This is a genomic window from Palleronia sediminis (assembly GCF_004358695.1).
GTDB classification, from domain to species: domain Bacteria; phylum Pseudomonadota; class Alphaproteobacteria; order Rhodobacterales; family Rhodobacteraceae; genus Palleronia; species Palleronia sediminis.
On the sequence record NZ_SNAA01000008.1, the window covers coordinates 87933 to 107100 of the forward strand.

A 19168-nucleotide genomic window follows, 5' to 3' on the forward strand; every position below is an offset into this window, starting at 1 on the left:
CATGCCACCCCTAACAACGCAGCCATGATGGGCTTATGACGGTTCGACTTGCCCGAAGGTGTGCCGCATGTCCGACCATTCCGCCCCGCAGACCCGATCCGTCGCCGAGCCGCAGGACGACACCGCCGACCGGCCGCTCAGGCCCGCATTGGCGCGCGGCTATCGGCGGCAATGTCCCAATTGCGGCGCGGGGCCGCTTTTGCGGGGCTATCTCACGCTGCGCCGCACCTGCACCGTCTGCGGCGAGGATCTGAGCCATGCGCGCGCCGATGACGGCCCGGCCTATGTGACGATCCTGATCGTGGGGCACCTGATGGCCCCGTTCCTGCATATCGTCTTTGTTCGCTTTCGCCCCGAACCCATTGTTCTGGCGACTATCTTCTGTATCGGCTGCGTGGGGCTGTCGCTGTATCTGCTGCCCCGGATCAAGGGCATGATGGTGGGATTCCAATGGGCACGGCGGATGCACGGGTTCTGAGCGCCGATCGTCTGCGCGACGCGGCCACGGTGATCGTCCTGCGCGACGCGGCGCGTTCGCCGCGCGTGCTGATGGGGCAGCGCGGGCGGGCGGCGGCCTTTCTGCCCGACAAGTTCGTCTTTCCCGGCGGGGCCGTGGATGCGGGCGACGGCGACATCGCGCTTGCCCGTCCGCTGGGCGCGGTGGATCGCCGCCGGCTCGACCGGCCCGGTGAGGCGACGCCCGAGGCGCTGGCCGCCGCCGCCCTGCGCGAGCTGTGGGAGGAAACCGGGCAACTGGTCGGCCGCCCCGGCGATTGGCCCGATGCGCCGCCCGACTGGCAGGGTTACCGCGCCGCCGGGCTGCGCCCCGACGCCTCGGCGTTGCGCTACGTGTTTCGCGCGATCACGCCGCCGGGCTATCCGCGCCGCTTCGACGCGCGGTTTTTCGTGCTGGACGCGGCGGCGCTGTCGACCGCGCCCGACGATTTCTCGAACGCGTCGGACGAGTTGGCACATCTGCAATGGGTGGCGATGGACGAGGCGCGCGATCTCGACCTGCCTTTCATCACCTCGGTCGTGCTGGCCGAGCTGGCCGCCCGCCTGCCCGATCTGGGTCCGCCCCCGCGCGTGCCGTTCTTTCGCGACGACGCCCCGCATGGCTACGTGCTGGACGAGGCTCAGACCCCCTGATCGCCGGATTGCGGCGTCATCCGAAGCTGCGAGAGGTCGTAGCCCGCAAAGGACAGCATCTGCCGCGCGGCGGCGAGCCGGTCGGGCGGGATCACGGGCGAGCGGTCGAGGATCCAGGCCGCCCGCCCCGAGGGCACGCCGACCACCGCGGTGCGATAACCTTCGTCGACCCAGAGCACCCAGTAGGGCGAGGACAGGAACGGCATCGCGTCGATCCGCACCTCGAGCCGGCCGGGCCCCGCGGGCATGGCGGTGCCCGTGACCTGCGCCGGCGTGCCCCCGCGGGTGCAGCGGTTGACGAGGTCGAACCCGCCATCGCCGCGCGGCGTGTATTCGGCGCGGGTGTTCGCGCAGCCCGCCTGGAAGGGCGTGGGATAGGACGCGATCTCGTACCACAGCCCGGCAAAGCGCGCGGGTTCGAAAGCGGCGACCGAGGCGAACGGCGCCGCCGTGTCGCGATAGACCGGCGCGGGCAGGATCGGCGCCTCGGTCGAGCAGGCCGCGAGCAACAGCGCCAGCAGCCCCGCCCGTGCAAGGCGGCCCGCCCCCCGGCCCGCCGGATCGACCCCGTCGCGCGCTGCCTGATCCATGTCGCCCCCCTTGCCGCCGCCCGACCGGCGATGACTGCAGCCTAGCCTGCCGTCGCGGGATGCGACAGATCGGGCGTTGAGAACGTATGCAGAACATGGCATCGTCTCGACATGAGTCTCGAGGCCGCCCATCTTTTGACCCGCGACAGCCATCGTCGCGTTCCCGCCATGATACGGCTGGCGGGGGATCTCACGCTTGCCGCGGGCCGCGTGCACGAGTTCTGCGGCCCCGCGCGCCGGACGCTCGCGCTTTGGGTGGCGGCGGGGATGCAGGGGCCGGTCTTCTGGATCGTGCCGGCCTGGTGCCGCGCGCGGCTCAACCCCTGCGGCTATCCGCCGGGGCTGGACCCCGCGCGGCTGATCCATGTCGAGGCCCCGCGCGCCGACGACCTGCTCTGGTCGATGGAGGAATCGCTGCGCGCGGGCGTCGTGCCGCTGGTGGTGGCCGACCTGCCCGATCCGGTGGCGCTGACGCCCGTGCGGCGGCTGCACCTGGCGGCCGAGGCGGGGGCGGCCAGCAGCGGCATCGCCCCGCTGGGGTTGATGCTGACGCCCGAAGGCGCCTCTGCCGGGATCGAGACGCGCTGGTCGCTGGCCCCCCGCCATACACCCGACCGCGAGGCCTGGCGGCTGGACCGGCTGCGCGCGCGCATGGCGCCCCCGGCAAGCTGGACGGTGACCGCGCAAGGCACGATCGCGCCCATCCCCGCATAAGCGTGGCCCAAGACCGCATACCGCATCCGCATCGCCCCCGGCCCCGATCATGGGCGACAAAGCGTCGACCGAACGCGAACGCCCGTGCTGGCAATCGCCGCGGGCGCGCGATACATCGCCCCGGCGAACGTCACCCGAAAGGCTGCCCATGGACCGCGTGCTCATCACCTCGGCAATTCCCTATATCAACGGGATCAAGCACCTGGGCAATCTGGTCGGCTCGCAACTGCCCGCCGATCTCTATGCCCGCTATCGCCGCGCGCGCGGGGACGAGGTACTGTTTCTCTGCGCCACCGACGAGCATGGCACCCCCGCCGAGCTTGCCGCGGCCAAGGCCGGGAAACCGGTCGCCGAGTATTGCGCCGAGATGTGGACCGTTCAGAAAAAACTGTCGGACGGGTTCCGCCTGTCCTTCGACCAGTTCGGGCGGTCGTCCTCGCCGCAGAACCACGCGCTGACCCAGCATTTCGCCGGGCGGCTCGACGCCGAGGGGCTGATCGAGGAGGTCGTCGAGACGCAGGTCTATTCCCCCGCCGACGGGCGGTTCCTGCCCGACCGCTACATCGAAGGCACCTGCCCGAATTGCGGCTATGACCGCGCGCGGGGCGACCAGTGCGAGAACTGCACCAAGCAGCTCGACCCCACCGACCTGCTCGAACCCCGCTCGGCCATCTCGGGCTCGACCGATCTCGAGCCGCGCGAGACCAAGCATCTTTACCTGCGCCAATCCGCCATGGCCGAGCGGCTGCGCGACTGGATCACGACCCGCGTCGACTGGCCGACGCTCACCACCTCGATCGCGCTGAAATGGCTCGACGAAGGGCTGCGCGACCGCGGCATCACCCGCGATCTCGACTGGGGCGTGCCGGTCAAGCGCGGCACGCAGGACTGGCCGGGGATGGAGGGCAAGGTCTTCTATGTCTGGTTCGACGCCCCGATCGAATACATCGCCTGCGCCCATGAATGGGCGGATGAGCGGGGTTTGTCGCAAAAGGACTGGTATCGGTGGTGGAGAACCGATCACGGCGCCCATGATGTTCGATACGTGCAATTCATGGGCAAGGACAACGTGCCCTTCCACACCCTGTCCTTTCCGACCACGATCATGGGGTCGGGCGAGGACTGGAAGCTCGTCGACTACATCAAGTCGTTCAACTACCTCAATTACGATGGCGGCCAGTTCTCGACCAGCCAGGGACGCGGCGTGTTCATGGACCAGGCGCTGTCGATCCTGCCGGCCGATTACTGGCGCTGGTGGCTCTTGCGCAACGCGCCCGAAACCAGCGATGCCGAGTTCACCTGGGAGAGCTTCCAGCTTGCCAGCAATCGCGACCTCGCCGACGTGCTGGGCAATTTCGTCAGCCGCGTGACCAAATTCTGCCGCTCGAAATTCGGCGAGACCGTCCCCGAGGGCGGCGCATACGGTCCGCAGGAACAGGCGCTGATCGCGGATCTGACGGCGCGGATCGCCACCTATACCGCGCATATGGACGCCATCGAGATCCGCAAGGGCGCGGCCGAGCTGCGCGCGATCTGGGCCGCGGGCAACGAATACCTGCAATCGGCCGCTCCCTGGGCCGTTTTCAAGCAAGATCCCGACCGCGCCGCGGCGCAGATCCGGCTGTCTCTGAACCTCGTCCGGCTCTATGCCGTGCTGTCGGGCCCCTTCATCCCCGATGCCAGCCGCGCCATGCTCGAGGCGATGAACGCCGATGCCGCCTGGCCCGACGACGTGCCCGGATTTCTCGACGCGCTCGCCCCCGGCCACGCCTTTGCGGTACCCGACAACCTGTTCGACAAGATCACCGACGACCAGCGCGAGGATTGGGCCACCCGCTTTGCGGGGCGGCGCGACTGACGGGAAAACTGGTGCCGGCGGAGGGATTCGAACCCCCGACCCTCGACTTACAAGATCGCCGCTCTGGCCAACTGAGCTACGCCGGCAACGCGCCCGCCATAGCCGCCGCGGCCGCGCTGGGCAAGCCGGTCTAGCGGTTGGCGCGGGCCATGATTCCGACCGCCGCCAGCCCCACCGCCGTCACCAAGAGCGCGGCCGGCGCGGCGTCGCCTATCCGCTCGAGCGAGGCCTGCTCGTAGACCCGCGTCGCCAGCGTGTTGTAGTTGAACGGCCGCAACAGCAGCGTCGCCGGCAATTCCTTGACGCAATCGACGAATACCAGCAACAGCGCCGTGCCCACCGACCCGCGGATCATCGGCAGATAGACCCGGCGCAGCGCCCCCCCCGCGCTCTGGCCGAGGGTGCGCGCGGCCAGCGGCAGGTTGGGCGATACGCGGCCCATGGCCGAATCCGCCGCGCCCTGCGCGATGGCAAAGAACCGCACCACGTAGGCCAGCACGATCGCGGCGGCCGATCCGGTCAGCATCAGCCCCGGATCGACGCCCGTGACCCATAAGATCGCGTCGGCCAGCCGGTTGTCGAAGGCCGCCAGCGGGATCAGCAGCCCCAGCCCCAGCACCGCGCCCGGCGCCGCGTAGCCGATTGTCGTCGCGGGCAGCAAGAGCCGCGGCAGCGCGCGGCGGCTGAGCCGGACGCCATAGACGAGAAACAGCGCCGCGCCGACCGTCAGCACCGCCGCCGCCCCCCCCGTCGAGACGGTGTGCCAGAAGGCCCGCGCGAGACCCGGATCGAGCCAGCGATCCCCCTCGCCCACCGCGTGGCCCGCGATCACGCCCATCGGCAGCACGAAGCCGAGGCCAAAGGGCAGCAGGCAGGCGAGGCACGCGGCCAGGGCGCGCCAGCCCGAAAGCGGCGCGCGTTCGGGGCGCCTTTCGGACCGGGACATGGCGTAGAACCGACTGCGCCGGCGCGAGATCTTTTCGAGCAGGACCAGCGCCAGGATCACCGCCAGGATGACGCAGGCGATCTGCGCCGCGCCGCCGACATTGCGGCTTTCGAGCCAGACGGTGAAGATGCCGGTGGTCAGGGTCTGGATGCCGAAATACTCGACCACGCCGTAATCGTTGATCGTCTCCATCATCACGATGGCCGCGCCGACGGCGATGGCGGGCCGGGCCAGCGGCAGGCCGACGCGCCAGAACCGGCTGAGCGGTCCGGCGCCCAGCGCGCGCGCGACCTCGATCGTGGTGGTCGATTGCTCGCGAAAGGCGGCGCGGGCGAGCAGGTAGACATAAGGGTATAGCGCCAGCGAAAGCACAAGAACCGCCGCCCAGCCCGAGCGGATGCGGGGAAAGCTGTAATCGGCGGCCGAGCTCCACCCCATCACGCGCCGCAGCTCGGTCTGGACCGGCCCGGCATATTCGAGGAAATCGACCAGCGCATAGGCGCCGACATAGGCCGGGATCGCCAGCGGCAGCAAAAGCGCCCATTCCAGCCAGCGCACCCCCGGAAAGCGGTACATGACCACGAGCCAAGCCGTGACCGTGCCGATGACCGCCGCCGCCGCCCCCGTCGCTGCCATAAGCGTCAGCGAATTGCCGAGATAGCGGGGCAGCGTCGTGCTGATGAGATGGCCCCAGATCGCGCCCGAGGGGTGCGTCGCCAGCCACAGGACCGAGGCCACCGGCAAAAGCACGATGGCGGCGATCAGGGCGGCGCCCACGCTCCACCCGTCGGGAAGGAGACGGCGCCGGGCCGGCCCCTTTCCATCGGGGCGCGCGAAATCTTGAGCGATCCGGTCGGACATGCCCTCACCTAGTCCGGGCGGCGGCGTCTTGTCCAGCGGCGGGACGGGCCGCGGGATTGCGGCCGAAGGACGCCGCGGCCCGCCGCCCGGTCACGATGTCACTTATCGAACAAGATACCGCAAATATCAGTCCATCCCGAGGGCTTGCTTGTACATTTCCAACATCGCTTCTTCTTCGGCGATGTCGTTCTTGTCGCGCTTGCGCAACGCGATGACCTTGCGCATCACCTTGGTGTCGTAGCCGCGGCCCTTGGCCTCGGCCATCACCTCTTTCTGGGCATCCGCGATATCCTGCTTTTCCTGTTCGAGCCGCTCGTAGCGCTCGATGAACTGGCGCAGCTCGTCGGCGGCGATGTGATAGCTGGATTCGGTGACTGAGGCGTCGGACATGCAGGCTCTCGCTTGGTGGATCTGGGGGCCGGCGCCGGCCGGGGGCGCCGCGATGCGCCCCTGTTAGAAGCGCGCGCGAAAGGCGGCAAGGGCGGATCGGGCTTGCGGGCGCCATCCAGCCGGTCTAGCCCCGCGGCCATGACGACACTCATCTGGATCGGAACGGCCCTGTCGGCCGCGGGGCTCGCGGGGCTGGTCTTTTGCATCGTTTCGGCCATGCGGCTGCGGCGCGCGGGGCTCGACGACGCGGCGCTACGCGCCCGGCTGCGCGGGCTCGTCGCGTGGAACCTCGGGGCGCTGATGCTGTCCATGCTGGGGCTGATGGTGGTGATCGTCGGCATCCTCATCGGCTAGACCCGGCGGATCGCCCAGCGGATACGGCGCGGGCGGGCGCAGCGCGATCTCGTCGGGCGGCGGGTCGGCGACGCCGCGTTCGTGCAACTCGTCGAGCCGCGACCACAGCTGACCCCGCCCATGCGCCTCGGCCAAGGCCAGCACGCCGCCGGACCGGCGCGGCAACCCGAGCGCCGCGAGCGAGGCCAGGTCCACCGCCTCGACCCCCGCGGCGCCGTCGGTCAGCAACCGCTCGGACGCGGCGGCGGCGGTCATCGCCAGCCAGATCTCGGCGATGGCGGCGGCATCGGGCGTCGCCTGCTCGATCTCCCATGTGCGGCGCAGACCCGCCGACAGGCGCGGCGCATCGCCAAGCTCCAGCCCCTTGCGGTGCATGACGGCAAGGATCGACCCGCCGGACAGGTGGCGCGCGGCCTCCCATGCCGGGGCGCAGGGGGCGGTGCCATAGGCGGCCGACAGCTGCGCGTCGATCCGGTCGGGCCGCGCGCCCAGCATCACCATCGCCTCGACCGCCTCGCGCGAGGCGCGCGCAAGCTGCGCGACGATGCCCGTCGCGGTGGCGGTGACGGGGATCAGCCCCAGCCGGGCCGCGACCGCCCCCAGCGGCGCCAGCGGCGCGGCAAAGACGGGGCCCGTGACGATCTCGGCCAGCCCCGCCGCGGGATGGACGACCAGCGCGGCACGGGCGGCGGGCACCTCGATCTCGGGGCCGGGCGGCTCGCAGATCGCGACGGGCACGGCGTCGCCGCATAGCGCGTCGAGCGCGGCCAGAACCTCGTGACGCAGCCGCTCTGCGTCGATCCCGGCGATGAGGATCGCCTCGGCCGAGGCGAGCGGCGCCAGATCCTCGCCGAAGCCGAAACGCGACAGCGCGTCGCGCGCCAGTTCCGCCGCGGCGCCGCCCGCCTCGGCGCGGGCGGCCAGATCGCCCGCGATGGCGCCCGCCGTCTCGGCGAGATCGGCCCGGTCGAGCGCGACGAGTTCGACATGCGCCCCCGCCAAGAGCGCCTCGCGCACGAGCGGAACCGCCTGCACCCCCTGCGCCACGACCCCCAGCCGCGTGACCGGCGCGGGGGCCCCCGCCCGCAGCCGCGCCTCGGCCGCGGCGATGCGGCGGGTGCCGTGGCTCGCGCGCAGGGCGAGCGTATCGCGCCACAGGGTCGCCTCCATCCGGGGGCCGGCGCCGGGACCCAGCAGCACCAGCGCCTCGATGCAGTCGCACAGCGCCCGGCGCAGCGGATCGCCCGGATCGGCCGCGCGCGCGGCATCGGTCGCGTCGAGCAGCGCCCCCGCCGCCGGGGGTGGACGGTCGAGCGTGGGGGTCGCGCCGCCGCCCGCCGCGAGCAGGTCCGAGGCGAGGCGGAACGCCTCGGGGCCAATGCGATCGAACAGCCCCGGCGGCGCGTCGGCGGGCGTGACCGCGCGCCCCTCGCACAGCATCTCGACCGCGCGGGCGGGCGGGACCAGCCGGGGCAGCGTCTGCGTGCCCAGCGCGGCGGGCAGCACCCCGGCGCGCAGCGGGGCAAGACGGATCGCCGCTTCGGGCACGGCGACCCGCGCGGCGCAGGCGAGCGCGATCTCGGCCCCGGCGTCGCAGGCCGGCCCGTTCAGCGCGGCGATGGTCGGGATGCGGGCCGCGGTCAGCGCGCGGGCGATGCGGCGCGGCGTGTCATCCTCGACCGCGTCGGCCTCGAGCCCGAGGCAGAACGCCTCGGAGGCGCCCGACAGGATCAGCGCCCCGGCCGCGGCCGGCCCCGTTCCGCCCAGCACGGCCGCGATCTCGGCCTCGAGCCGGGCGACGCCCGCGCGGTCGATGCGGCGCGGCAGCAGGATCGTGGCGATGCGGTCGGGCATGGGTCGGCTCATGCGCGGCAGCCCTGCGCGGGGCGGCAGGCGGGGCGTGTCGGCGATGGGAGCGGCGCGTCGGACATGCGCGCATCCTGAAGGCTGGGCGTCGGGCGCGCAACCGCGCTCGTCTCGCGCGGCGGGCCGTGCTAGCGATGGGCAGAGACATGCCGAGCACGAGGGAGAGGCCGCGATGACACCGCTGCACATGACATCCGACTATGCCGTTTCGCCCCAGATCGCCCCCGAGGACATGGCCGAGCTGGCGCGCATGGGCTTTGTCGCCGTCATCAACAACCGCCCCGATCACGAGGTCGGGCCGTCCGAGCAGGCCGCCGCGATGCGGGCGGCGGCCGAGGCGGCGGGGCTGGTCTATCACGATATCCCGGTCGAGAATGGCGGGCTGACGCAGGCCGAGGTCGATGCGCAGGGCCGCGCCGTGGCCGAGGCGGACGGCAAGGTTCTGGCCTGGTGCCGGTCGGGGATGCGCTGTGCGATGGTCTGGGCGCTGTCGCAGGCGGGAACCCGCCCCACCGACGAGATCCTCGAGGCGGGGGCGAGAGCCGGGTTCGACCTGCGCGGGCTACGGCCTCAGATCGAGCGCGCCGCCGGGGGCTGACCCGGCCCGGCGCCTTTATGGCGGGGCCTCGCCCGCGTCGGGCAGGGACGCGGGCGCGTCCGGCGCGGGGTCGGAGGCGAGGGTGAAGATCTCGGAGACCGGCGCGCCGATCTTGACCGCCTTGACCCCGCCGGCCCGGCCCAGCCGGGCGGTGGCCACCTGCACCCCCCCGGCCGCGCAGATCGCGACCCCGTCGAGGTCGCGCCGCGTCAGGCGGATCGTGTCGCCCACCGCAAGCGCGCGCAGGCGCGCGACCTCCATCTCGGTGCGGTAGAGCACCGCGTCGAGCGCGATCCGCCCGTCGAGCACCCGCGCCTCGAGCCGCCCGGCCCAATGGCTGGCCGCGCTGGATGCGGCGGCGGGCGCGGGGGCCGGGCGCGGCAGGATCAGCCGCACCACCCCGCTGCGCGCCGTGCCCTCGCCCAGGGCGAGGTCGAACCGCCACAGGTCATGCGGCGCATCGGCCAGCGACAGCGGCAGCGTCTGCGGGTCGGCGACCGGCGCGGCATAGCGGAACCCCGCCGCGATCCCCGCGCCCGACAGCTCGGCGGCCAGCGTTTCCTGCGCGGCCAGCACCCCGTCGAACGGATCGGCCACAAGCGCCGCATCGACCGCCGTCACCGCGCGGTCGGGCACCGGGCGAGACAGGAGGCGGCCCAGCGTCTGGCGTTCGATCAACCCCGCAAGCACCCCGCGCGGCACGATCGCCGCGCCATAGCCGTCGGGCCCGTCGAGCAGCAGCGCCAGGTCGCCCGCCTCGACCATCGCGGCCACCTCGGGCGGGTGGACGAGGCCGCGTTCGGCCGCGGCGATGCGCACTGCGACGCCGGGCTGGCGGCCCAGCCCGAACTCGAACGCGCGGCGCCAGACCCGTTCGGGGGTCAGGCGCGGCAGCGCCTCGGCCCGCGGGGGCGTCGATAGCTTGCGGCGAAGAGCCGATTCGCTGGTCATGTCCTGTCCCGGAGTGGATCGTTGTGCGCGCATCCCCATCCTTGGCGTGCGCGGGTTTCCAAATCCTGAACGCGCGGGCGATTTTCGGCGGGCCGGCCCTATTCGGCGGCCTCGGCGCGGGGCGGGGCCATGCGCAGCGGCACGCGCACGCGGAACGCCGCGCCGCCCTGCCCCGGCAGGTAGTCGATGCTGCCGCCCAGCCGGGCCATGATCTCGCGGCAAATGGCGAGACCCAGCCCCGCGCCGCCCGCGGCCTCGGTATTGTCGGCGCGCGAGAATTTCTCGAAGATCAACGATTGCGCCTCGGCCGGGATACCGTCGCCGTTATCGATGAAATCGACCAGCACGGCGCCCCCCTCCTGCCGGACCGAGATCGTGAGCTCGGGGGTCGTCGCCTCGGCATATTTGCGGGCATTGGCGACGATATTGATGAAAACCTGCGCCAGGCGGTCGGGATCGGTCACGAGGTGGACATGCTCGGCCCCGCGGCGGCGGATGCGCAGCGCACCCTCGACACCGGCCGCGGCCACGGCGCGGTCGAGGATCCGGTCGAGCCGTTCGCTTGCGGGATGCAGCGTCACCTGCCCGCTTTCCAGCACCGACAGGTCGAGAAGGTCGTCGAGCAGCCGTGTCAGCCGCGCGGCCTCGTCATGGATGATCCCCGAGAACCGCGCGCGTTCGCGCGGGGCCAGCCCGTCGCCGTCGCGCAGGATCTCGGCAAAGGACCGGATCGAGGTCATGGGCGTGCGCAGCTCGTGGCTGATCTGGCTGAGAAAGGCGTCCTTCTGGATCGACAGCGCGGTGAGCTTGGCATTGGCGTCGCGCAACTGGCGGGCGGTGCGCGACAGCTCGTCGGACTGGGCCTCGAGCCGGGCGGAATATTCCATGATCTGCGCCGTCTCTTCGCCCACGCGCATGAGTTCCTCGACCGAGACGACGCTGCCTTCGGTCAACTGCGCGATCATCGCATGCGCGGTCGTGGCGCCGACCGATCCCGAAAGCTCCTTCTCGAGACGCTCGACGAAACCGGGCGTCGCGTCGGGCAGGTAGCCCTGCTTGCCCTGCCGCGCGGCCTCGGCCTGGAACATGGCCTGCGCCTCGGAGGGGCCGAGGATGCGCTGCACCATGATGAGCAGATCCTCGCTGTCGACGCGGCTGGGCTGCCACGAACTCAGCGCGGCGCCACTGCGAAAGACGTTGACCATGGCCGCGCCCTGCATCCGCTCCATCGGCGCGGGAAAGCTGACCAGAGAGCCGGCGACGAACCCCGCCACATTGGCCAGCAGCGACCACAAAAGCGCGTGCAGCACCGGGTCGAGCCCCTCCAGCCCGAACAGCGCCTCGGGCCGCAGCCAGCCGATGCCCCACGGCCCCTCGGCCACGACGCCCGCGGGCAGGATGCCGCCCGCGCCGAAGGACGGCAGGAACAGCGTCCAGGCCCAGAGCGCGAACCCCAGCCCCAGCCCGATGCCCGCGCCGGTCCGCGTGCCCCCCCGCCAGAAGATCGCCCCCATGAGCGCGGGCAGGATCTGCACGATCCCCACGAAGGAGATCAGCCCGATGGCGGCCAGCGCCGCACCGCCCCCCGACACGCGATAATAGAGATATCCCAGCGCGAGGACCCCGATGATCGAGAACCGGCGCGCCATCAGCACGACGCGGCGCACGTCGCCCGACATCATGGCCCGTTGCGGCCCCGACCGTAGCCAGAGCGGCACGACGATATGGTTCGACATCATCGTGGCCAGCGCGATTGCGGCCACGATCACCATCGAGGTCGCCGAGGAAAAGCCGCCGAGGAAGGACAGCATGGCAAGCCCGCCCTCGCCCTGGCTCAGCGGCACGGTCAGCACGAAGAGGTCGGGATTGTCGCCGGCGCCGGGCAGGCCCAGCCCGACCACGGCGATGGGCACGACGAACAGGCTCATCGCCAGCAGGTAGGCGGGAAAGGCCCAGGCCGCGGTGGCGAGGTGGCGTTCGTCGCGGTTCTCGACCACGAGCACCTGGAACATCCGCGGCAGGCAGAGAAAAGCCGCGGCCGACAGGAAGGTGAGCCCGATCCAGCGCCCCGACGATACCTGCCACTCGGCGATGGGCGAGCTTTCGATCCGCGCGAAAATGCCCGCGGGACCGCCGCCCAGTGCAAAGACCACGTAGAGCCCCACCGCGAGCAGCGCGACCAGCTTGACCACCGCCTCGAGCGCGATGGCGGTAACGATGCCGCTGTGACGTTCGTTCACGTCGAGATTGCGGGTGCCGAAAACGATGGTGAACACCGCAAGCCCGATGGCCACGATAAGCGAGATCGAACCGGGATCGTCGCTGTCCGATCCGGCGATGACCGAAAACGACAGCGTCACCGATTGCAGTTGCAACGCGATATAAGGCGTGGTCGCGACGACCGCGAGGATCGTGACCAGCGCCCCCAGCGCCGTCGACTTGCCGTAGCGCGACGAGATCAGGTCGGCGATCGAGGTGATCCGCTGCGACCGGCCCACCCGCACCAGCTTGCGCAGCACCGCCCACCAGCCGATCAGCACCAGCGTCGGGCCCAGATAGATCGTGACGAATTCGAGCCCCGAGCGCACCGCGTATCCGACCGCGCCGTAAAAGGTCCAGGCGGTGCAGTAGATCGACAGCGACAGCGTGTAGATGACCGGCCCGGTCAGCCATTCGCCGCGGCCCTGCGCGGTCATCCGTTCGGCGGCAAAGGCCACGACGAAGAGAAGCGCGACATAGGCAAGACACGCGCCGACGAGGAAATTTGCCGTCAGCACCTCGGCTCGGCCGGACGGGGGGCGGTCGCCGGGGGTGGGGGGCGGTCGTCGGGGGCGGCCTGCGGCCCCGGCGGCGCGCCCTCGGGGCCGGCCAGCGCGCGCGACAGCACGCCCGCCACGAGAACCAGCCCGCCCCAGACCGCGAAAAGGAACAGCCCCGTGCGCGCGGTGGACGCGCCCTCGGGCGCCGCCGCGTTCAGCACCGGCAGCGCGAAAAGAACCGCGCCCAGCACCGGCAGCAGCCGCGCCGCATCCATCAGCCGCCGCCGGCGATAGAGCCTGCGGTCGACAAAGGGCGGCTCGGCGGGCGGGGTCACGGCGCGTCGCCCTGCGGGGCGGCGCAGAGCGCGCGCACCGCCTCGAGCATCTCGGCATTCGAGAAGGGCTTGGTCATGAATTGCGTGGCGCCGAGCCGCAACGCCATCTCGCGCTCGCGCGTCTGGCCCCGCGCGGTCAGCATCAGGATCGGCACCGCGGCCGGATCGTCGCCGCCGCGCAGATCCTCGAGAATGTCGAAGCCCGAGCGGTTGGGCAGCATCACGTCGAGGATCACGAGATCGGGGCGCCGGACCCGCACCGCCTCGGCGGCGTCGGCCCCGTCGGAATGGGTCGCGACATGGAAACCGCCGCGCGTCAGGATAAAGCGCACGGCCTCGATGATGTTCGGTTCGTCCTCGACCAGCAGGACCGTCCTGGTGTCGCCCAAAGGCGGCGTCCTCCCTCTTCGCCCGCGCGGGGGCCGTGCGTGACGTTAGACCGCGGTCTCGCCCGCTGTCAAAACGCCATCGGGGGCGAGCACCGAGGGCTCGCGCCGCGCGGCGCAGCGCGCCACGGCGCACAGCCGGCAGGTCGAGCCGATCTCGACCGGCGCGGCACGCGGCGCGTCGCGGCCGCTCAGCAGGTCCTCGGGCACGACGAGCATCGTGGCCTCGGCGGTGCCGGGGCGGTCGAACCCGTCGGGCTGGGCCTGCACGGCCACCGCCCACGCCCTGAGGGGGCGCTGCTCGCGCCCGCCCTGCCGCAGCCGCCGCGCCACGGGCCGCGGGCCGCCATGCAGCGCCTCGAACACCGGCCAGAGCGCGCAGGCCGCGCCGAAACGCGGGATCTCGAAGCCCGGCGCCGCCCGGCGATAGGTCAGCGCCCCGGCGGCGTCGCAGACGACCAGCCCGACCGGCGCGCCAAGCGCGGCCTCGGGCAGCGTGCCTAGCCGCCGCATCGCGAGGTCGAGCGCGCAGCCCGCACCGGCGGCGACGGCAAAGGGGTCGGGGCCGTGGCGCGCGATCAGCGCGGCGAGCGTCGCGTCGGGCAAGGCGCGGGCATCCTCTGCGCGGCGGGCAAGCTGGCGGCGCAGGATCCAGCCGGCCGCGCCCTCGGGCTCGGGCGCGGTCTCGCCCGCGTCGTGCCGGGCGAGCCAGAGCTCGGCCACCTCCTGGGGCGCGATGGCATCGGCCTGCGCGGCCTCGCCCGCGGTGAGATAGGCGGCGAGCGCCTGCGCGGTATCGGCCAGCTTGCGGCTGTCCTCGTGCAGGTTGCGGTGAAAGCGGGCCAGCCATTGCGCATCGAGCGTCTCGTCCCCGGCAAGGATGCCCGCGGTCGAGCGGATCGCCGTCACCGAGGACAGCACGTTATGGACCGAGGCCGACAGCACCGGGTCATGCCCCAGCCGGTCCGACAGCGCGGCGACGGTGCGCTCGAGCTCGGCGATGCGGTCGTCCTGCGCGGCGATCAACCCCGCCCAGCCGGGATAGCGCCCCGCCATCTCGTCGGCGCTGGCAGGATCGGCGGCGGGGCGCGGTCCCAGCAGGGTCGCGGCACGCGCCAGCGCCCCCACGATCCGGCGGCCCGGCCCCTCGCGCAGCTCGGCGGGCGGGACGCCCAGCGCGGCGGCGACATCCGAAAGCAGCTTGCCGCCGATGGGGCGGCGGCCGCGTTCGATGAGGTTGAGATAGGACGCCGAGATGCCCGCGGCGCGCGCCGTCTCGACCTGTTTCAGCCCCAGCGCGAGGCGGCGCGCCCGGATGCGTGCGCCAGCCCCGTTCTCGCGTGCCGCCGGCCCGTCGCCCCTGGCCATGTCGATGCCCCCCCCCGTGCCGGGCGCGCCTGCCCGTCTCGCAGGTGCGCGTAAACTTCTTTACAAAATGCGGCGCTGCAATGTCCATCCGTTGACAGAATTGCGCCCCTCCGCTCACCCCGCAGTTGTGGGGCGGCATGGCAGCCGCGATGATGCGCCCATGCCGGGATTTACACGGCAGCCGCAGGGCCGTCTCGGGCCCATGCGTCATACATCTGGGAGGAAACGTATGTCGTCTTCGAATTATTCGCGCCGCAGATTGCTCAAGACCGGGGCGGCGACCGGGGCCGCGCTGGCCACGCCGACGCTGTTCACCGGCGCCGCCTGGGCGCAGGAGCAGGGCTTTACCAACGCGCCCACCGGCGGCACGGTCACGCTGGGCTTCAACGTGCCCCAGACCGGCCCCTATGCCGACGAGGGCGCGGACGAGCTGCGCGCCTTTGAACTGGCGGTCGAGCATCTCAACGGCGAAGGCGACGGCGGGATGCTCAGCACCTTCTCGAGCCAGGCGCTTGAGGGGTCGGGCATCCTCGGCAAGAGGGTCGAATACGTCACCGGCGACACGCAGACCAAGTCCGACGCCGCGCGCGCCTCGGCCCGCTCGATGATCGAGAAGGACGGCGTCATCATGATCTCGGGCGGCTCGTCCTCGGGCGTCGCCGTCGCCGTGCAGGGCCTGTGCCAGGAGGCCGGGATCATCTTCATGGCGGGTCTGACCCATTCCAACGACACCACCGGCAAGGACCGCAAGGCCAACGGGTTCCGGCATTTCTTCAACGCCTACCAGTCCGCCGCGGCGATGGGCCCCGTGCTCGAGTCGCTCTATGGCAACGACCGCAAGGCCTATCACCTGACGGCCGATTACACCTGGGGCTGGACCACGCAGGAATCGATGCAGGCCGCCACCGAGGCGCTTGGCTGGGAGACGGTGAACAACGTCCTCACCCCGCTCGCCTCGACCGATTTCTCGTCCTATATCGCGCCGGTCCTGCAATCGGGCGCGGACGTTCTGTTCCTCAACCATTACGGCGGCAACATGGTCAACTCGCTGACCAACGCCGTGCAGTTCGGCCTCAAGGAGGCGCAGGCCAACGGCAAGGATTTCCAGATCGTCGTGCCGCTCTATTCCGAGCTGATGGCCCGCGGCGCCGGACAGAACATCGCCGGCATCCCCGGCTCGCAGAACTGGGACTGGAAGCTCGAGAACCAGCTCGGCGAAAAGTACAAAGGCACCAATGACTTCGTGCAGGCCTTCGGCGAGAAATACGGCTTCCCGCCCAGCCAGGCCGCCCATACCTGCTACGTGCAGACGCTGCTTTATGCGGATGCCGTGCAGCGCGCGGGCTCGTTCAACCCCTGCGCCGTGGTCGAGGCGCTCGAGGGCTTCGAGTTCGACGGGCTGGGCAACGGGCCGACGCTCTACCGGGCCGAGGATCACCAGTGCTTCAAGGATGTCGTGGTGGTGCGCGGCAAGGAGAACCCCGAGAACGAGTTCGATCTCGTGGAAATCGTCGAAGTCACCCCCACCGAGGCCGTCACCTACCCGCACGATCACCCGATGTTCGCCGGCGGCGAACTGGGCGAGTGCAATCCGGGCGCCTGACGCGCCTCAGGGCCGCGCCCCCCGCGAGGGGCGCGCGGCCCGACCCGATCTCGATAACGCTACTCGACGCGAAACGACATGGCGACGCCCCCGCGCGGGGCGCCGCGCCCATCTCTCATTGCCGGGGCCCCGACCATGGACGCCATCTTTCTTCAAATCCTGAACGGCCTCGACAAGGGCTCGGCCTATGCGCTGATCGCCCTGGGGCTGACCCTCATCTTCGGAACGCTGGGCGTGGTGAACTTCGCCCACGGCGCGCTGTTCATGATCGGCGCCTTTTGCGCGGTGACGCTGTCGCGCCTGCTGTCGCTGAGCTTCACCACCATCGACGAGACCCGGACCGATTTCCTCGGCAATCCGATGAAGGTCGAGACACCCTATGCCGAATGGCTGTTCGGGCCCGAATTCGGCGCGGCTATCATCGACTGGACCGTGCCGCTGTCGATCCTCTTCGCGATCCCGGTGATGCTGGTCGTGGGCCTCGTGATGGAGCGCGGCCTCATCAAGCATTTCTACAAGCGCCCCCATGCCGACCAGATCCTCGTGACCTTCGGGCTGGCCATCGTGCTGCAGGAGGTCATCAAGTATTTCTACGGCGCGAACCCGATCCCGACCCCCGCGCCCGAGCTGTTCCGCGGGTCGTTCGATTTCGGCGCGCTGCTGGGCTTCGAGGCGAATGCCGTGATCTATCCGATCTGGCGCGCGGTCTATTTCATCTTCTCGCTGACGGTGATCGCCGCGGTCTTCGGCTTCCTGCAATTCACGACCTTCGGGATGGTGGTGCGCGCCGGCATGGCCGACCGTGAGACCGTCGGCCTGCTGGGCATCGACATCGACAAGCGGTTCACCATCATGTTCGGCATCGCCGCCGCCGTCGCGGGGCTGGCGGGCGTGATGTACACGCCGATCAACCCGCCGAACTACCACATGGGGATGGATTTCCTCGTCCTCAGCTTCGTGGTGGTCGTCGTCGGCGGCATGGGCAGCCTGCCGGGCGCCGTGCTCGCGGGGTTCCTGCTGGGCATCCTCGAAAGCTTTGCCTCGACCGCCTGGGCCATCAACCTCGTGCCCGGCATCAACCAGATCATCATCTACCTCGTTGCCATCGTCGTGCTGCTGACCCGTCCCCGCGGGCTCATGGGCCGCAAGGGCGTGATGGAGGAATAATCATGACCGACCAGACCCAACACACCGCCGCCGGCCCCGCCACGACGCGGGCCCGCCGCAAGTCGCAGGGCGTCCTGGGATTGCGCGGACGCGACATCACCCTGATGGGCATCGTCCTCTTCCTGACGCTGGCCGCCCCCTTCATCCTCAACCCGTTTCCCGCGACCTCGGGCATGGCGCAGTTCAACGCGGGCTATCCCGACCTGATGCAGCGCTTCGTGATCTTCGGGATCTTCGCCATCGGCTTCAACATCCTGTTCGGTCTGACCGGCTACCTGTCCTTCGGCCATGCGGCCTTTCTCGGGGTGGGCAGCTATTCGGCGGTGTGGATGTTCAAGCTGCTCGGCTACAACATCGTGCCGGGGCTGGTGCTGTCGGTGATCGTGGCGGGGCTGTTCTCGCTCGTGATCGGCTATATCTCGCTGCGCCGGTCGGGGATCTATTTCTCGATCCTCACGCTGGCCTTCGCGCAGATGAGCTTTGCGCTGGCCTATTCGGTGCTGACCCCCATCACCAACGGCGAGACCGGGTTGCAGGTCTATACCTCCGATCCGCAATACCTCCAGTCGGCCGACGCGCCCAGCATCCCGCATCTCTTCGGGCTCGAGATGCGCGCCACCGAGACGCTGCGTCTCGGCGGGTGGAGCTTCGACCTGAACTTCGGCTATTATGTCTGCGCCGTGGTGATGGTGCTGGCCTTCTATCTCGCCATCCGCATCTTCCGCTCGCCCTTCGGCATGATGCTGCGGGCGGTCAAGTCGAACCAGCAGCGCATGAACTATACCGGGCTGAACTCCCGGCCCTACACGCTGGCGGCCTTCGTGATCTCGGGGATGTATGCCGGTCTCGCGGGAGGGCTGATGGCCTCGATGGACCCGCTTGCGGGCGCCGAGCGGATGCAGTGGACGGCCAGCGGCGAGGTGGTGCTGATGACCATTCTCGGCGGGGCCGGAACGCTGATCGGCCCGGTCCTGGGCGCGGGCCTCATCAAGTATTTCGAGAACATCTTCTCCAAGATCAACGACGGGGTGCTGCACCAGTGGTTCGCCTTCATGCCCGACGGCATCGAGGATCTGCTGGTGGGCATCGTTCACCCCTTCGTCGGCAAGGGCTGGCACCTGACGCTGGGCCTGCTGTTCATGCTGGTGGTCATCTTCCTGCCCGGCGGGCTGGTCGAGGGCGGGCAGCGCATCGCCTCGGTGTTCCGGCGCGACCGCAAGGCCGGCGGGGCCGAGGCCCGCGCCGCCGCAAAACGCAATGTCGAGTGAGGGGG

The 19168-nt window shown here is 70.7% G+C and carries 18 protein-coding genes and 1 tRNA gene; 9 read left to right on the plus strand and 10 right to left on the minus strand.

All coding sequences use genetic code 11. The annotated features are described in order from the left end of the window. Positions 1-67 precede the first annotated feature (67 nt). Positions 68-478, plus strand: a complete 411-nt coding sequence (locus tag E2L08_RS08745) for a DUF983 domain-containing protein (protein ID WP_133396693.1) — start codon at positions 68-70, stop codon at positions 476-478. Then, on the plus strand, positions 451-1149 hold the full coding sequence (locus E2L08_RS08750; protein ID WP_133396694.1) for an NUDIX hydrolase: 699 nt from the start codon (positions 451-453) through the stop codon (positions 1147-1149). Before E2L08_RS08745 ends, E2L08_RS08750 begins: the two co-directional genes overlap by 28 nt. On the opposite strand, the gene E2L08_RS08755 is transcribed toward E2L08_RS08750, so the two are convergent. Beyond that, positions 1137-1739, minus strand: a complete 603-nt coding sequence (locus E2L08_RS08755; protein ID WP_133396695.1) for a lipocalin family protein — start codon at positions 1737-1739, stop codon at positions 1137-1139. The genes E2L08_RS08750 and E2L08_RS08755 overlap by 13 nt on opposite strands. Before the next feature lie 111 nt (positions 1740-1850). Here E2L08_RS08755 and E2L08_RS08760 point away from each other — a divergent pair, with 111 nt between their 5' ends. Together E2L08_RS08760 and metG are read left to right on the plus strand one after the other, a co-directional pair. After that, a complete protein-coding gene (locus E2L08_RS08760; protein ID WP_133396696.1) occupies positions 1851-2453 on the plus strand; it encodes an ImuA family protein in 603 nt (200 codons plus the stop codon). 148 nt (positions 2454-2601) lie between these two features. Further along, positions 2602-4311, plus strand: a complete 1710-nt coding sequence (gene metG, locus E2L08_RS08765; protein WP_133396697.1) for a methionine--tRNA ligase — start codon at positions 2602-2604, stop codon at positions 4309-4311. A gap of 9 nt (positions 4312-4320) precedes the next feature. Here the strand turns inward: metG and E2L08_RS08770 are convergent. From E2L08_RS08770 to E2L08_RS08780, 3 genes are all read right to left on the minus strand, one after another. Beyond that, a tRNA-Thr gene (locus E2L08_RS08770) sits at positions 4321-4397 on the minus strand. Between the two features lie 44 nt (positions 4398-4441). Further along, positions 4442-6118, minus strand: a complete 1677-nt coding sequence (locus E2L08_RS08775; protein WP_133396698.1) for an ABC transporter permease — start codon at positions 6116-6118, stop codon at positions 4442-4444. Positions 6119-6244: 126 nt separating this feature from the next. Further along, entirely contained in the window at positions 6245-6508 is a 264-nt protein-coding gene (locus E2L08_RS08780; protein WP_133396699.1) for a DUF2312 domain-containing protein, read from the minus strand. Positions 6509-6646: 138 nt separating this feature from the next. Between E2L08_RS08780 and E2L08_RS08785 the strand changes: the two genes are divergently transcribed. Further along, on the plus strand, positions 6647-6862 hold the full coding sequence (locus E2L08_RS08785; protein WP_133396700.1) for a hypothetical protein: 216 nt from the start codon (positions 6647-6649) through the stop codon (positions 6860-6862). On the opposite strand, the gene E2L08_RS08790 is transcribed toward E2L08_RS08785, so the two are convergent. Beyond that, the gene (locus E2L08_RS08790; RefSeq protein WP_168771094.1) at positions 6761-8728 is read right to left on the minus strand and encodes an enoyl-CoA hydratase/isomerase family protein; all 1968 of its coding nucleotides are present in this window, start codon (positions 8726-8728) and stop codon (positions 6761-6763) included. The genes E2L08_RS08785 and E2L08_RS08790 overlap by 102 nt on opposite strands. Positions 8729-8900: 172 nt before the next feature. On the opposite strand from E2L08_RS08790, the gene E2L08_RS08795 reads away from it, so the two are divergent. Further along, positions 8901-9326 carry a protein tyrosine phosphatase family protein gene (locus E2L08_RS08795; protein WP_133396702.1) on the plus strand — a complete coding sequence of 142 codons (426 nt, stop codon included), beginning with the start codon at positions 8901-8903 and terminating at the stop codon, positions 9324-9326. A gap of 15 nt (positions 9327-9341) precedes the next feature. On the opposite strand, the gene E2L08_RS08800 is transcribed toward E2L08_RS08795, so the two are convergent. The 5 genes from E2L08_RS08800 to E2L08_RS08820 all read right to left on the minus strand — a co-directional run bounded on the left by E2L08_RS08800 (position 9342) and on the right by E2L08_RS08820 (position 15125). Beyond that, positions 9342-10277: a FliM/FliN family flagellar motor C-terminal domain-containing protein gene (locus E2L08_RS08800; protein ID WP_168771095.1), complete on the minus strand. Its 936-nt coding sequence runs from the start codon at positions 10275-10277 to the stop codon at positions 9342-9344. A 98-nt stretch (positions 10278-10375) separates the two neighbouring features. Next, a complete protein-coding gene (locus tag E2L08_RS08805) occupies positions 10376-13051 on the minus strand; it encodes an ATP-binding protein (protein ID WP_168771102.1) in 2676 nt (891 codons plus the stop codon). Continuing rightward, positions 13048-13371, minus strand: coding sequence for a hypothetical protein (locus tag E2L08_RS08810; RefSeq protein ID WP_133396704.1), 324 nt, complete (start codon positions 13369-13371; stop codon positions 13048-13050). Before E2L08_RS08810 ends, E2L08_RS08805 begins: the two co-directional genes overlap by 4 nt. Then, positions 13368-13760 carry a response regulator transcription factor gene (locus E2L08_RS08815; RefSeq protein WP_133396705.1) on the minus strand — a complete coding sequence of 131 codons (393 nt, stop codon included), beginning with the start codon at positions 13758-13760 and terminating at the stop codon, positions 13368-13370. Before E2L08_RS08815 ends, E2L08_RS08810 begins: the two co-directional genes overlap by 4 nt. 45 nt (positions 13761-13805) lie before the next feature. After that, positions 13806-15125 (minus strand): helix-turn-helix domain-containing protein, encoded by a 1320-nt coding sequence (locus E2L08_RS08820; RefSeq protein ID WP_133396706.1) that lies wholly within the window; start codon positions 15123-15125, stop codon positions 13806-13808. Between the two features lie 229 nt (positions 15126-15354). Here E2L08_RS08820 and E2L08_RS08825 point away from each other — a divergent pair, with 229 nt between their 5' ends. From E2L08_RS08825 to E2L08_RS08835, 3 genes are all read left to right on the plus strand, one after another. After that, complete coding sequence (locus E2L08_RS08825) at positions 15355-16728, plus strand: substrate-binding protein (protein WP_133396707.1); 1374 nt, start codon at positions 15355-15357, stop codon at positions 16726-16728. Positions 16729-16863: 135 nt separating this feature from the next. After that, positions 16864-17895 carry a branched-chain amino acid ABC transporter permease gene (locus tag E2L08_RS08830; protein WP_133396708.1) on the plus strand — a complete coding sequence of 344 codons (1032 nt, stop codon included), beginning with the start codon at positions 16864-16866 and terminating at the stop codon, positions 17893-17895. A 104-nt stretch (positions 17896-17999) separates the two neighbouring features. Beyond that, positions 18000-19163, plus strand: a complete 1164-nt coding sequence (locus tag E2L08_RS08835; protein WP_133396758.1) for a branched-chain amino acid ABC transporter permease — start codon at positions 18000-18002, stop codon at positions 19161-19163. Positions 19164-19168 lie beyond the last annotated feature (5 nt).